Source organism: Bacillus cereus group sp. N12 (assembly GCF_016483575.1).
GTDB classification, from domain to species: Bacteria; Bacillota; Bacilli; order Bacillales; family Bacillaceae_G; genus Bacillus_A; species Bacillus_A toyonensis.
The window spans coordinates 24,691-41,410 of the sequence record NZ_JAEHBO010000050.1; the positions used below are offsets into that span (position 1 = coordinate 24,691).

Genomic DNA, 16,720 nt, shown 5'->3' on the forward strand with positions numbered 1-16,720 from the left:
TTTACCTACGAACGGTAAACTTCTTTTCATATCCATCCCTTTTCTTCCGCAATTGTAATTGCCTCAATTCTATTTTTCGCGTCGAGCTTCGTTAACACTTCAGAAATATAATTACGTACTGTGCCCGGTGAAAGATAAAGTGTTTTCGCAATTTCATTTGCAGTCTTTCCTTCTTTAGCAAGTAACAATACTTCTTTTTCACGATCTGACAACGGATTTTGCTCCTGCCATAAACCAAACATTAAATCTTGAGAAACTTCTCGTTTTCCCTTCATTACATTACGAATCGCTGCGGCTAAATCTTCACTTGGGCTATCTTTTAACAAATATCCGTGCACACCAGCTTTCATTGCTCGTTCAAAATAACCAGGTCTTGCAAATGTTGTTAAAATCATTACTTTGCATGATGATTTTTCTTTCTTTAAAGTCTCAGCGACATCCAATCCACTTTGAATCGGCATTTCAATATCCATAATACTTACATCTGGCTTTAACGATTCAATTAATTTTAACGCCTCTTCCCCGTTCGCAGCTTGCCCAATCACTTCCATATCATCTTCTAAATCAAGTAGGGCTCCTAATGCACCACGAAGCATCCGTTGATCTTCCGCAATAATAATTCGAATCATACCCTCACCTCATCTTTTCCTGTTCTAATGACAACTGGTACTTTTACTTTTAATAGCGTCCCTGGATGTATCGTATTTAGTTCAACAAATCCATCAATAAGAGCAATTCGCTCTTTCATACCGCGAATACCATTTCCATCATTGCTTTGATCCTCTAAACCAATTCCGTTATCTTCTACTTTCAAAATCAGCTCACCTTGTGATTCTAATACAGAAACTGTACACTGCGTCGCCTTACTATGTTTTACAACATTCGTCACAGCCTCACGTAAACACATTCCTAAAATATTTTGTTCAATCGGTGATAACGAACTTGCACTCGCTTCTTGTTCTATTTCTAATTCAATATTAGCAGCTTGTAAGATCGCTTTTATTTGCTCAAGCTCTTCTTCTACTGTAATCATGCGCATATCAGAAATTAATTCCCTCAGCTGTTTTAAAGCGGTACGAGATGTTTGTGTAATTTCCTTTGCTTCCACACTTGCACGCTCTGGATTTTTTACGATTAACTTCTCAACAAGCTGGCTTTTTAACGTAATAAGAGATAACGTATGACCTAACGTGTCATGAAGATCCCGTGCAATTCGCTGCCGTTCCTCACGTTTTACTAAATCTTTAATTTGCTCATTCGCTTCGTTTAATTGGTTCTTTAACATCTTTTTCTGATTAAAATTACGCATACCAAATGGCGTAAGAAGCATTAAAATAAACATCGGAACGATATTTACTAAATTTGCCGGTGTTAGTTGATTCATATTTACAAATACAAATGCTCCGAGCATTACAACTAACAGACATAGTAGCACTCGAAATACTTTCTTACTTGGCGCAAAGCCCATCGAACTTGCCGTGAAAAAGCCAAAGAATATCATGAAAGGATTATAAAATATGGCAAATAAAAAGGTTAATATCATTTGAATAAACGCCCACAAAACGAACGTCTTCTGAACAAAATAAAGTTGACGGTATGTGATAATGAAGACTATCAACATACCGATCCCCATTACAAGTTTCCATCCTGATACTTGTGTTAAATTATAAATTGGAAATAACAAATATACGAGCCACATATACGGAAAAAATCCCATATGTTTCGGAAAAACCTCAATCCTCTTCTTCTCTATCATTTATACCGCTTCCTGTCTTTTTCTTATATATATTGATACTACAACAAATATAAGGAAATAACCTCCTAATACCGCGATATTTTCCCATCCAATTGATTTTCCAGCTACAATATCCCACGCACCGCTTCCAAAATGATATGTCGGTGTCCATTCACCAATCGTTCTTAATATTTTCGGGAATACTTCAATCGGCATCCATAACCCGCCAATTACAGCTAAACTCATATTTAAAATATTTGCTAGACCAGCAGCTGCATCCGCCTTCTTAATGGAACCTATTACTGTTCCGAGTGCTAAAAATGGTGTCACACCTAACAATAACCATAATCCAGCACCAATCCATTGTCCTACCGTTAACTCAACATGATTAATTAATATCCCTGCCATAAAAATAACTAAGATTGAAAAAGCATTTACTACTGTTTGAGCGATAATTTTTGCTGTTAAATACGCCCCTTCAGGAAGCGGTGTAATTTTTAGAAGATGTGTCCAACCTTGCCCTCTTTCCTGAGAAAGTCTTACACCAAAACTAAAAAGTGCAGTCCCTACAATACTAAAAGTCGCCATAGAAATTAAATAATGTGCTTTCCACGCATCTCCGTTTTGTGGCACTTGCACAACATTTGTGAAAATGTAGTAAAACATAACTGGCATTAATAATGAGAAAAAGATAAATAATTTATTACGGAACGTACGTAAAATTTCTATTTTGCATTGCATCCATAAAGCTTTCATGCAATTTCCCCCTTTTGATTTGCGACAAACTGTTCAAATGCTTCATCGAGACTTCCACGTTCAACAGAAACATTTGTTACAGGTAGATTCTTCTGATAAATTGCTTGTAGAGTGGCATCTGTATCTTCCGTCGTTAAAGTGAAGCGCCCTTCATTTGACTGTACTTCTGTTACATGCGGTAATTCCTTTAGTAAACTCTTAGGGATTTTTTCTTTAGAATAAAACGAGATGGTTTTTCGAGAAATCGTCGCTTTCATCTCATCCGGTGTGCCATCTGCGATAATCTTTCCGTTCGCAAACAATAAAATACGATTCGCCAACGCATCTGCTTCCTCTAAATAATGTGTTGTTAAAATAATCGTTTTCCCTTCACTTGCTAACTTTTTAATCGTTTCCCAAAACGTTCTTCGAGACGTAATATCCATTCCAACTGTCGGCTCATCTAAAAATAACAAATCTGGATTTCCCGCAAGTGCGAGTGCAAAATTTAATCTTCTTTTTTGCCCACCTGATAACTTTTCACATCTTTGCTTTCGCTCTGATTCCAAATTTGATAACTGTAGTAATGTTTCTTTCGCTACCGGGTTTGTATAATAACTGCGGAATAGCTCAATTGCCTCTTCCACTGTAATGCTATCAATCACACTTACTTCTTGTAACATTGCCCCAAGGCTATTACGAACGCCTCTATGCTTTGGACTCTTTCCAAATATAGAAACTGTCCCTTCTGTAGGATCTTTTAATCCAAGCATCATCGAAATCATCGTCGTCTTCCCCGCACCATTTGGTCCAAGTAATGCTACTATTTCCCCTTTATCCACGTGAAATGAAACGTTACTTACTGCGTTTTTATGTTTAAATGTTTTAGAAACACCATTTATCTCAATAACCTTTTCCATCTCTCCACCCCCGCTGTTTCTTATATTTACATTGTATTCCTTGGAAAAGTTAGGAAACAGTATGATGCGTCATGACATCGATATGACAATTGTCATGTATTCTTTGTGTGAGGAATCAACCCGCATACCGCAAGCGAGTAGCAGGACGAAAATAAACATGATACAATCGGGTAAGATATATATTCGAGGAAGGACAGTGGTTTTCATGATTATTCGTAATGAACAGGATTTAGAAAGCTTACGAAAAATCGGCCGCATCGTTGCGCTTGCACGTGAAGAAATGAAAAAAGAAGCGAAGCCAGGTATGACAACGAAAGAGCTTGATTTGATCGGTAAAAAAGTATTAGATGAGCATGGTGCTATTTCTGCACCTGAAAAAGAATATGATTTCCCTGGTGTAACTTGCATTAGTGTAAATGAAGAAGTTGCTCACGGCATTCCAGGAGATCGTGTATTAAAAGAAGGCGACTTAGTAAACGTCGACGTATCTGCCGCACTTGATGGTTATTATGCAGATACGGGTATCTCATTTGTACTTGGGAAAGACGAAGAAAAAGAAAAACTTTGCCAAGCAGCTGTTGACGCATTTTGGGCAGCAATGAAAAAAGTTAAAGCTGGTTCAAAACAAAATCAAATTGGTCGTGCGGTTTCAAACTTCGCACATAAAAGTGGATACAATGTTATTCAAAACTTAACTGGTCATGGTATCGGTCTTAGTTTACATGAAGCACCAAACCACATTTTAAGCTATTATGATCCAATGGATAGTGCGCTTCTAAAAGACGGTCTTGTTATCGCTGTAGAGCCATTTATCTCTATGAAAGCTGATCATATTATCGAACGCGGTGATGACGGTTGGACATTCGTTACTCCTGACAAAAGCCTTGTTGCACAATGTGAACATACAGTTGTCGTAACACGTGGTGAGCCGATAATTTTAACAGAAATATAATACGAAAAAACGACTGTTTTGTAGATTGATTCTACATAAAACAGTCGTTTTTTCATTTTTGGAAAATATATGAAGTATTGTTGAACTCTTTATCATTTAAGTATATAATCTTTAGCGGAGGTTATTTAGGCTTATCTTTACTAAAAAGATATTGTCGCTAAGAAGTAACGTACCTTCTTTTTTATTATTTAAAACAGTTTCAAAAATGACCGCAGTAACGGATTAGTCGAATATTATGTAATCCTTATATTCCTCTAACAATGTAAGAAACAATCGAATTTCCACTTCGGTCCACTAATCGTAAAACTCTTTTTAGGCAAAATAGATGACTATTTTCAAAGTATATATTTTCTTCATTCTGACCAAAATCAACCCTATCTAGATTTTTATTTCCACATAAACTTAAGGCAAAAGCAAGCCTTCACAAAGGGATACATTACTTTGGTTAGCATGTATCGTAAAACTTACCTTTATAACCATTCTTTTTATTAGATTCACATGAAAACTCTCACCTATAAAGGTCTGATATCATTTTTATATCAGTATTTTTTTCGACATTTTTTGTCGAATTGTGTATATTTCCATAGAAATGCGTAAATATACATTTTGTTTTACGTTAAATAACACTACATTGAATTCATCTTTTTTGTCGGAGAACGCGTATAGAAATGGAGGGATAGCAAAAACAAATCGCTTATAACAAATACTTTTAATATTCCATTTGTTCATGTGGAATAAGTCCCCAATGGACAAAGGAATGTACAGAGGAGGAACAATGAAAAAACTTTTCAATATATGTTTAACTGTATTCGTACTATTTTCGCAGCTTGCTAGTTTTCCATACAATCAAGTAAGAGCGGAAACCTTAACAGGGGATTCATTATTTGACACTGTTGAAATGAAAGATGCAACTAATCATATTATTGACGAAGCAAAAAATCCTAACAACTTAATAAAGATAGGATCAACCATTCAAGTTGAATACGCTTGGTCAATAAAAGATAAACAAGTTGTACATGCAAACGAGACAGCAGTACTTCAAATACCACTTGCATTGAAAGTATCTAAAGATTTGCAAGGGGATTTAGTAGCAGACCAAAAAAATATTGGTCAATATTTTATAACAGCTAAAGATAATAAATTAAAGCTACTATTTAATGATCAAGTAGAAACTTCAAAAGGTGCTAAAGGAAAAATTAAACTTGATACTGTATTTAACCCAACTTTAACAACTGGAGAAAAATCAGTTCAAATTGCTTTTCCTCTAGGAACAATGCTTCATCCTATTTCAGTTCCTGTTCAAGTAGAAGATTCTAAAGAAGATGTAACCAAACAGGATACTAATAAACAAGCGCAAGATCCAGTAGCTAAACCTGTTACTGGTAATCCGGAGCAAAATCCAACAGCTAAACCTGTTACTGACAAGCCAGAGCAAAATCCAGCAACTAAACCTGTTACTGACAATCCGGAACAAAATCCAGCAGCTAAACCTGTTACTGACAATCCGGAGCAAGATCCAGCAACTAAACCTGTTACTGACAATCCGGAACAAAATCCAGCAGCTACGCAAGCCACTGACAACCCAGAACAAAAACTAGCAAGCAACCCTGCTGAGAATACAAATTCAGGTCCAAAGCAAATAACAACAAACATTTTAACAGGTGTAAAGTTAACGGACAAAGACGGAAAACCATTTACAGAGGATAACCGTCCAAGTACAGATTCCCCTGCCAACATTGAGTTTACATGGGAACTTTTAAAATCAATGAATGTCAAAAGTGGAGATTACTATATTTTTGATCTTCCTAAACATTTTAAGATTTACAATACAATTAACAGTCCTTTATACGATAGCGAAAGCAACACAATTGGGAACTTTACTGTTACAAAAGAGGGAAAGGTCACAATGACATTCAACGATTATGTTGAAGAACATCCAGATCTTGTCGGTAACCTACAATTAAAGACAGAATTTAATAAAGCTGAAATTAAAGGTACAACAACACAAGAAATTCCTTTCCCAATTAAAGATAAAGATGTTTCTATTACAGTTGACTTTAAGCCTAATGTCCAAACAGCTACGAATAAAAAAGGGTTACCTGATAGGCCAATTAATACAAATGAAATTAATTGGACAGTAGAGATGAATAAAACGAAAGATAAGCTTAAAAACGCTATTTTTAAAGATAACATCCCACAAGGTACAAGCTTAAATAAAGATTCTATTAAAGTTTATTATTTAGAAGTTGATGTTAATGGGAACGCAACACGTGGTGCAGAAGCTGATCCAGCAGATTACAAAATCACTTCATCAGATGGTTCAAAATTAGAGATTGCTTTTAAAGATAACATCGATAAAGCATACCAAATCGAATATACCACAAAAATTACTGATGAAAATGTTGAAAATTTCCAAAATAACGTTACGATAACGAGTGATAATCAAAAGCAACAAAACGCAAGCTCTACTGTAACGGTTTCTCGTGGTACACATTTAAACAAAACGAGTAAATATGATCCAAAGACGCAAATGATTGAATGGACAATTACTTACAATGGTGATCAAAGAGATATCAAAAAAACAGATGCAATTTTAAAAGATGTTTTTGACGCTGCACATGTACTAGATGAAAATTCTATTGTCGTGAAAAATGCTTCATATGATGATAAAGGAAAGCTTGTAACAGGAGACGCTGTTACTAATTACACTGTAAGTAAAAAGAAAAATGGATTCGACCTACAGTTTAATGAGGATATTAATAGTGCTTATGTAATTACCTATAAAACAAAGCCAACTGGTAACGTCATAACAGATGGAAAAGTAAAAAATACAGTTACAGCTGATAATGGTTCAAGTAAAGAAAATGAAGCCGGCTTCAAGCAGCAAAATATTATTAAATCTAATAATAAAGCTGAAACAAACTATAAAGACAAAACAACAACTTGGACAATTATAGTAAATAATAACAACTATCCATTAAACAACGCGATCATTACGGATACCTTTGATCATGGTGGATTGCAATTAAAAGATAAGAAATTAGAAATTAAAGACGGAGATTATACTCTTCAAGCTGGGACTGACTATGTTTTAGATGTGACGGATAAAGGTTTCAACATTACCCTTATAGGTACATATCAGTCTAATATGACAAAGACATTAGTTGTAAAATATACAACAGACTTTGACTATACAAAATTGGTAAGTGGTAAAACTTCCTTTAAAAATACAGGTAACATATCTTGGATAGATGCAGATTCCAACAAACAATCAAATAAAGATGCAGCTAATTTTGATCCTGATGCTTTCACAAAGGCGAATGGGTATAAATACGGTTCTTATAACGCTCAAACAAAAGAAATCACTTGGATAATAGGCTTTAATTATAATAACGTTGAGATTAAAGATCCTTATGTTATAGACGTAATACAAGATAAACAAAAGTTAGTACCAGGATCCATCGAAGTGCGCGACATGATTTTAAATGGAAGTCCGGATAACGCAAAACCTGGTAATGCTGTACCGACTGAGCAATATGAACTTGAAGAACCTACAGATAAAAATAAAAACACCCTAAAGGTTCATTTCAAACAATCAATTAATTCACCTTATTATATTATCTTTAAAACAAGTCTTGATGGTGAGCTTATCCAAGGTACCTACAAAAACGAGGCAGAGTTAAAAGATGGCTCTAAAATTGTTAACACTCTTAAAGGTGATGCTCAAGTAAATAAAGGTGATAGCTTTGTCACAAAAAAAGCTGTACAAGATGACAACTATATTAATTGGAGTATTGCAATTAACGAAAGCCAATCAACCATTGCAGACGCAGTTGTAACAGACGATCCAACAGACAATCAGGTACTTGTGGACGATTCATTCCACTTATATCCTACAACTGTCGATCCATATGGAAATTTAACAAAAGATACAGCAAATGAATTAAAACAAGGAACAGACTATAAGTTAAAGATCACAACAGACAATAATACAGGAAAGCAACATTTCGAAATTGCCTTCTTGAAAAAAATTGATCGAGCTTATATTTTAGAATATCGTTCACTTATTAATGCAGACGATAAAGAAAAAGTAAGTAATAAAGCGAAAATCGCAGGCAATAAGTTAACAGTAACAAATACAGAAACTACCGAAACGATTGAAGTACGAATGTCTTCTGGTTCGGGCGGAGGATCTGCTACTAAAGGTCGTGGGAACCTTGAAATTATAAAGGTAGATAATGACAATAAGAACGCACCATTGGCCGGGGCAGAATTTACTTTATACGATCGTACAGGGAAAACTGTTATCCGTAAAATCACAACAGACAAAGACGGGATTGCTAAATTTAATAACTTAAAACGCGATAAATATTTATTAAAAGAAACAAAAGCTCCTGAAGGCTATGTAATTAGCTGGGATTTAAAACAAGGGAAAATCGTTGAACTTGGTACACAAGAGACTACAACATATACACTTGCAAATAAGAAATTTGTCGGGAAAGTAGTTTTAACAAAATCTGATGACCTGAATAAAAACGTAACACTGCAAGGTGCCGTTTTCACACTACTTGATAAAGACAAAAAAGTAATTTCAGAACACAAAGAATTAACAACAAATAATAACGGACAAATTATTATAGATAAACTAAAGCCAGGAACTTACTACTTACAAGAAACGAAGGCTCCTGAGCATTATCAACTAGATAGCAAACTAATTCGCTTTACTATCTCTGAAGATCAAACAACAATAGTAAACCGAACTGCGACAAATAGTTTAACTAAAGGATCTGCTCTTTTAACAAAAGTTGATAATCATAATAAAACTTTAGCAGGGGCAGAGTTTACTGTTCAAGATCGCAACGGAAAAAATATTACTGGATATGAGAAATTAACAACAAATGAACATGGACAAATCGAAGCAAAAGATTTACGTCCTGGTAAATACCAATTTGTCGAAACAAAAGCTCCTGAGCATTATGAATTAGACAAAACACCTATCCTATTTGAAATAGAAAAAAGCCAAACTACAGCAGCTTCTGTTAAAGCAAAAAACACTTTAATTAAAGGTGGCGTGACTTTAACAAAAATTGATGATGTTGATGGTACTACCCTTGAAGGTGCGGTATTCAAAATTGTAAACGACAAAAACGAAGACGTGCGTACAAACTTAAAAACGGAAAAAGATGGAACCTTATCCATTAAAGATTTAGAGCCTGGTGAGTATCAATTTATTGAAACAACACCACCTAAATACTATGACTTAAATAAAGAACCAATTCCGTTTACAATCGAGAAAAGTCAAACAAGTATCATTCCAATTACTGCTAAAAACAGTTTAACAACTGGTGCCGTTGAGTTAGTAAAAGTCGACGAATTTGATAAAAAGACTCCTCTTGCTGGAGCTATGTTCAAAATTGTTAATGAAAAGAATGAAGACGTTCGTATGGATTTAACTACCGATACAAACGGAACTATTAAAGCTTCTGACTTACGTCCAGGCAAATATAAATTTATTGAAACGAAAGCTCCTGAACATTATGAACTGCGATCAACACCAATTGAATTTACAATTGAAAAAGGTCAAAAAACATCGATTGTTATTACAGCTGAAAATAGTCTATTACCAGGCGATGTTGAACTAACAAAAGTCGATGATGTTGATGGCACTGCACTTACAGGTGCCGTTTTCAAAATTGTTAATAACAAAAATGAAGATGTCCGTACAGAATTAGTTACGAATCAAGAAGGTAAAATTATTGCTACTGGTTTACGTCCAGGTAACTATAAATTTATCGAAACGAAAGCTCCTGAGCATTACGACTTAAATAAAAAACCGATTGAATTTACAATTAAGGAAAGCCAAGCAACTGCTATTAACGTTACTGCTAAAAACAGCTTAACAAAAGGCGGTATCGAGCTAACAAAAGTTAACGCTGCAGATGAAAAGGAAACACTCGAAGGTGCAGTATTTAAAATTGTAGATGCAAATGATGATACAAAGGTAATTCATAAAGACCTTGTTACGAATAGTGATGGAAAGTTAGTGGTGGACGACTTACGCCCTGGTAACTATAAACTAATCGAAACAAAGGCCCCTACTTATTACGATGTAAATGTAGAACCAATTGAATTTACAATCGAAAAAGGGCAACAAAAGCTAATTCCACTTATATTTAAAAATAGTTTGACGAAAGGGAAAGTTAAACTAATTAAAGAAGATGATGTGGAAAGCAGTATAGCTCTTGCTGGCGCGGTATTCACATTACAAGACGCAACTGGCAACGAAATTATGAAAGATTTAAAAACAGATGATTATGGAGTACTAGTTATTCCAGATTTAGCACCAGGTGATTACCAATTTATTGAAACAGAAGCTCCTGAACATTATAAGTTAGACAAAAAACCTATTAAGTTCACAATTAAAAAAGGTAGCAAAGAAAATCTTCCTATCCCTGTTACTGTAAAAAATAGTTTACTTACAGGTGGCGTCACTTTAACTAAAGTTGATGATGTTGATGGCACTACTCTTGAAGGTGCAGAATTTATAATTGTTGACGCTCATGATACTACAAAGGTAATTCGTACAGGTTTAACGACTGATAAACAAGGTAAAGTTACTGCTTCTGATTTACGTCCTGGAGATTATCAATTTGTTGAAGTAAAAGCTCCAAAAGACTATACCTTAAGCAAAGACCCTATTCCGTTCACTATCGAAAAAAGTCAAAAAGAAAATATTAATGTTACTGCTACTAACAGCTTAAAGAAAGGTGCAGTAACATTAACAAAAATCGATGACATCGATCGCACGATGCTCGAAGGTGCAATCTTTAAGATTGTTGATATGAATGGTAAGGAAGTTCATACGAATCTTGTTACAGATAAAAACGGAAAAATTTCTGTTTCTGATTTACGCCCTGGAGACTATCAGTTCATTGAAACAAAAGCTCCTGAGCACTATGTATTAGATGAAACAACGATTCCATTTACAATTGAAAGAAGTCAAACGAAAGAGATCAATGTTACAGGCAAAAATGCTTTGAAAAAAGGTAGCGTTGAACTAACAAAGATTGACGATATTGATATAAATACAAAACTTGCTAACGCCGTATTTAATTTATTAGATGCAGACGGAGAGCTAGTTGAAGAAGGCTTAAAAACAAATGATGAAGGTAAAATTGTTGTTGAAAATCTACGTCCTGGTACGTATCAATTCGTTGAAACAATTGCTCCTGAACATTACGATTTAGATAAAAAACCTATCGTATTTACAATTAAAAAGAACCAAACCGAAACTCTTCATGTCACTGCTACAAATACTTTAACAAAGGGTGCAGTTAAACTTTCTAAAGTAGATGATGTTGATGGCACTGTTCTTAAAGATGCAGCATTTAAAATTGTTAATATGAACGGTGATGTAGTTCATAAAGACCTTGTTACAAATGAACAAGGAATAATCGAAATTAACGACCTACGTCCTGGTGATTACCAATTCATCGAAACGAAAGCCCCTAAGCATTACGTTTTAGATGAAACACCAATCAAATTCACTATTGAAAAAGGACAGAAGAAAGCAATTTCTTTAACTGCTACAAATAGCTTAAAACAAGGTAGTATCGAATTACTTAAAGTTGATGATTTAAACAATCAAACAAAACTTGCCGATGCGGTATTTAATTTACTAGATCAAGATGGCAAAGTACTTAAAACAGATTTAAAAACAAACGGTGAAGGTAAAATCGTTGTTGAAAACTTACGTCCTGGTACGTATCAATTTGTCGAAACAACGGCTCCTGAACATTATGATTTAGACAAAAAGCCAATTGTATTTACAATCGAAAAAAGCCAGAAAACTATTGCTACTGTTACTATGAAAAATAGTTTAACAAAAGGCGGCGTGGAACTTGCTAAAGTGGATGACGTCGATGGCACTACTCTTGAAGGCGCAGTATTTAAAATTGTTGATATGAATGGTACTGTAATTCGCAAAGACCTTATTACGAATCAAAAAGGTAAAATCAGCGTTTCTGACCTACGTCCTGGTAGTTATCAATTTATCGAGACAACAGCTCCGAAACACTACGATTTAAATAAAGAACCGATTTCATTCACAATCACAAAGAGCCAAGCAGACCCTATCTCTGTTACAGCTACCAATGGCTTAACAAAAGGCGCTGTAGAGCTTTCTAAATTGGATGACGTTGATGGCAATGCTCTTAAAGGTGCAATATTTAAAATCGTTGATATGAACGGTAACGATGTTCACACTGATCTTACAACAGATGCACACGGAAAAATTTCTGTTTCTCATTTACGTCCGGGAGACTATCAGTTTATTGAAACAAAAGCTCCTGAACACTATAACTTAAACGAAACACCAATTAAATTTACAGTTAAGAAAAGCCAAAAAGAAACACTGCAAGTTACTGCTACTAACAGCTTAACTAAAGGTGCTGTAGAATTAATTAAAGTAGATGATGTAAATCAAGATATAACACTTTCTGGTGCGGTATTTAACATCATTGATGCGAAAGGTAACGTTGTTCGCACTGATTTAACTACTAACCAAGAAGGTAAAATTTTTGTTTCTCATTTACGCCCAGGAGACTATCAGTTTATTGAAACAAAGGCTCCGAAAGATTACGATTTAAATAAAACACCGATCAGTTTCACTATCGAGAAAAGCCAACTAGCTCCCGTTTCTGTTACCGCTAAAAACGGCCTAACAAAAGGCGGCGTGGAATTAACAAAAGTTGACTCTGTAAATACGAAAGAAAAACTTGAAGGCGCGGTATTTAAAATTACTGATATGAATGGTAACGACATTCGTACGAATTTAGTTACAAATAAAGATGGTAAAATCATCGCGAAAGACCTACAACCAGGAGACTATCAATTTATTGAAACGAAAGCTCCTAAACATTACAACTTAAATGAAGAACCAATTAAATTCACAATCGAAAAAAGTCAAACAAAACATGTCTTCGTTACAGCTATTAATAGCTTAACGAAAGGTAGTGTGGAGTTAATTAAAGTTGATAATGTCAAGCAAAACACAACACTTGAAGGTGCAGTATTTAAAATTGTTAATAAAGATGGACACAATGTCCATACTGATTTAACTACTGATAAAAATGGCCGTTTAGTCGTTGATAACTTACCACCGGGAGACTATGAGTTTATCGAAACGAAAGCTCCTGAACACTATGACTTAAACGAAACACCGATTAAGTTCACAGTTAAAAAAGGTCAAGAAAAAATCGCTTCTGTTACCGCTATTAATTGCTTAACAAAAGGCGCTGTCGAACTTTCTAAAGTGGATGATATCGATGGTTCTGCTCTTGAGGGCGCTATCTTTAAAATCGTCGATGACAAAAACAATGATGTTCATACTAACTTAACTACCGATAACAACGGGAAAATTATTGTTTCTGATTTACGTCCGGGAGACTATCAGTTCATTGAAACGAAAGCTCCGAAACATTATGTCTTAAATCAAACTCCTATCAAGTTTACTGTTGAAAAGAGTCAAACAGCTAAAGCTTCTGTTACTGTTACTAACAGCTTAACGAAAGGCGCAGTTGAATTAACTAAGCTTGACGACATCGACAGCACTACTCTTGAAGGGGCTATCTTTAAAATTGTTGATTCTAACGGACTTGATGTTCGTACTGATTTAACTACTGATAAAGATGGGAAAATTACTGTTTCTGATTTACGTCCAGGAGACTATCAATTCATTGAAACGAAAGCTCCTACTGGATATGATTTAAATGCTAATCCAATTCCTTTCACAATCACGAAAGGACAATCTCAAATTGCCTCTGTTACAGCTCTAAATAGTTTAACAAAGGGTTCAATTAAGTTAACTAAAGTTGATATTGATCACCGCGGAACACTTGAAGGTGCCATTTTCAATATTTTAGATCAAGACGGAAAAATAATTCGAGAAGGTTTAAAAACAGACGGGCATGGTAAATTAATCGTAAATGATTTGAAACCTGGTAATTATCAATTAGTAGAAACAAAGGCTCCTGAAGGCTATCAATTAGATGCATCACCAATAAACTTTACAATTGATAAAGCCCAAGCTACGCCACTACAAATTACAGTTTCAAATAAAAAAATTGAATCTTCTTCAGGTGGAGATGACAAGCCAGTTACTCCTCCAAATAAAGAAGAAAACAAAGGCAATGAAACATCTGAGAAACACGAAAACGGAACTTCCGAAGAAACATCGAATAAAACAGATAACAAACCGCAAAATGATCGAAATACGGATAAACACCTTCCAAATACAGGTCATAAAGAAGATCCTACACAAACAGTAGGTATTGTTCTTCTACTCGCTGGATTGTTAAGTATTTTAGCTACAAAACGAAAAAAACATTATTAATTTTTTTTACATCCAATTAATCTCTCAATTGATTGGATGTTTTTTTATACAAAAAAGACGATACATAAAGTATCGTCTTTTTAACGGGGTGAGGCTGTCCAAAAGTACGGAAAACCTTTGAACAGCCTCGTATTTTCATATGGATGCCTTACATATATCACTGATGATAATTATGAAATGCGGAAACATATTTATCATCATATGATTCAAACATGAGAAAAGAAACCCTACAGTGGATTCTTTTCTCTACATAATCTAAAGTTTGGGTACACTAGATTCATGCAATGTAGGAGCTTTCCAAGCAGAAAGCTAACCTTCATTTAAGATGATAGCATACATATCTCCACCAAAAATATGCAAATATGCATATAGCATTTTTATTTATAAATGTCAGAATATTGAAAAATAAGTGGTGCACAGGTAAAATAAAGTCGTTATCCGTCTTCTTTTGTCAGTCAGAGAGAATAGAAGAATGGGAGAGGAAAAAATGATAAAATCGTTGAAACAAAAAATGGTAAGCTCTTTACTTGCTGTATCACTTGCTGTCGGTTTAGCTCCAATCGGACAAGCAAAAGCTGATTCCACCTCAGAAATTACACAGACTCCATCTATTACAAAAAAAATTGATGCAAACCGTGCCATCGAACATATCCGTTTCTTATCCGAAACAATTGGTCCTCGTCCTGGTGGAACAAAGTCTGAAGAATGGGCTTCTCGCTATATTGGTATGCAGCTTAAATCGATGGGCTATGAAGTTGAATATCAGCCATTTCAAGTGCCGGATCAGTACGTTGGATTTATCGAATCGCCATTATCCACAAAACGTAATTGGCAAGCCGGTGCTGCTCCTAATGCACTAATTTCTACAGAGGCTGTTACAGCCCCTCTTATCTTTGTTAAAGGTGGAACAAAATTAGCGGATATTCCAAATGAAGTTAATGGTAAAATTGTTCTATTCGAAAGAGGAACAACGGTAGCAGACTATAATAAACAAGTTGAAAATGCTGTTAGTAAAGGGGCAAAGGGCGTTCTTTTATACAGTTTAATTGGGGGGCGTGGAAACTACGGACAAACTTTCAATCCCCGCTTAATGAAAAAACAGTCTGTTCCTGTATTTGGTCTTGCTTACGCTCAAGGAAATGCATTTAAAGAAGAAATTGCGAAAAAAGGAACGACAATCCTTTCTTTAAAAGCTAGACATGAATCTAATTTAACTTCTCTAAATGTTATTGCGAAAAAGAAACCAAAAAATAGTACAGGTAATGAAAAAGCTGCCGTTATAAGTTCACACTATGATAGCGTCGTTGGAGCACCTGGTGCCAACGATAATGCTTCTGGGACTGGATTGGTATTAGAATTAGCTCGTGCTTTGCAAAATGTAGAAACTGATAAAGAAATTCGTTTTATTACTTTCGGCTCCGAGGAAACTGGATTACTTGGTTCAGACCATTATGTAAATAGCCTATCTCAGAAAGAACGTGACCGTATTTTAGGTGTCTTTAACGCTGATATGGTTGCAACAAATTATGATAAAGCAAAAAATTTATACGCTATGACACCTGATGGTTCTACAAATCTTGTAACAGATGCAGCCCTGCAAGCAGGTAAACAATTAAATAATAACCTCGTTCTTCAAGGAAAATTCGGCTCTAGTGATCACGTACCGTTTGCTGAAGTTGGTATTCCTGCCGCTCTATTTATTTGGATGGGTGTCGATAGCTGGAATCCATTAATCTATCATATTGAAAAGGTATACCATACACCTCAAGATAATGTGTTAGAAAACATTTCGCCTGAACGTATGAAAATGGCATTAGACGTCATCGGGACAGGGGTTTATAATACACTTCAAACACCTGTTACTCAAACTGAACAGAAGGCTGCTTAATGCTTTAAAAGACCACTGATTTTTGAACTGAACCCAAAAAATTAGACAAATATATTAAGCAGCTACTAAGGATTGAACTCTGTATTGCACAGGGGAC

At 35.1% G+C, this 16,720-nt stretch carries 7 protein-coding genes; 3 read left to right on the plus strand and 4 right to left on the minus strand.

What is annotated here, in order from left to right; all coding sequences use genetic code 11:
* Nucleotides 1-26: 26 nt before the first annotated feature.
* From JDS92_RS20145 to JDS92_RS20160, 4 genes are read right to left on the minus strand one after another with little or no spacing between them, the layout of a single operon-like run.
* Nucleotides 27-629 (minus strand): response regulator transcription factor, encoded by a 603-nt coding sequence (locus JDS92_RS20145; RefSeq protein WP_000619274.1) that lies wholly within the window; start codon nucleotides 627-629, stop codon nucleotides 27-29.
* On the minus strand, nucleotides 626-1,756 hold the full coding sequence (locus tag JDS92_RS20150) for a sensor histidine kinase (RefSeq protein ID WP_199632422.1): 1,131 nt from the start codon (nucleotides 1,754-1,756) through the stop codon (nucleotides 626-628). Before JDS92_RS20150 ends, JDS92_RS20145 begins: the two co-directional genes overlap by 4 nt.
* Nucleotides 1,757-2,491, minus strand: coding sequence for an ABC transporter permease (locus tag JDS92_RS20155; protein ID WP_000646291.1), 735 nt, complete (start codon nucleotides 2,489-2,491; stop codon nucleotides 1,757-1,759).
* Nucleotides 2,488-3,390 carry an ABC transporter ATP-binding protein gene (locus JDS92_RS20160; protein ID WP_097958198.1) on the minus strand — a complete coding sequence of 301 codons (903 nt, stop codon included), beginning with the start codon at nucleotides 3,388-3,390 and terminating at the stop codon, nucleotides 2,488-2,490. Before JDS92_RS20160 ends, JDS92_RS20155 begins: the two co-directional genes overlap by 4 nt.
* Before the next feature lie 157 nt (nucleotides 3,391-3,547).
* On the opposite strand from JDS92_RS20160, the gene map reads away from it, so the two are divergent.
* The 3 genes from map (at nucleotide 3,548) to JDS92_RS20175 (ending at nucleotide 16,623) form a co-directional block, all read left to right on the plus strand.
* Nucleotides 3,548-4,342, plus strand: coding sequence for a type I methionyl aminopeptidase (gene map, locus JDS92_RS20165; protein ID WP_002106654.1), 795 nt, complete (start codon nucleotides 3,548-3,550; stop codon nucleotides 4,340-4,342).
* Nucleotides 4,343-5,117: 775 nt separating this feature from the next.
* Nucleotides 5,118-14,735 (plus strand): SpaA isopeptide-forming pilin-related protein, encoded by a 9,618-nt coding sequence (locus JDS92_RS20170; protein WP_199632423.1) that lies wholly within the window; start codon nucleotides 5,118-5,120, stop codon nucleotides 14,733-14,735.
* Nucleotides 14,736-15,222: 487 nt separating this feature from the next.
* Nucleotides 15,223-16,623 (plus strand): M28 family metallopeptidase, encoded by a 1,401-nt coding sequence (locus JDS92_RS20175; RefSeq protein WP_199632424.1) that lies wholly within the window; start codon nucleotides 15,223-15,225, stop codon nucleotides 16,621-16,623.
* Nucleotides 16,624-16,720: the final 97 nt, after the last annotated feature.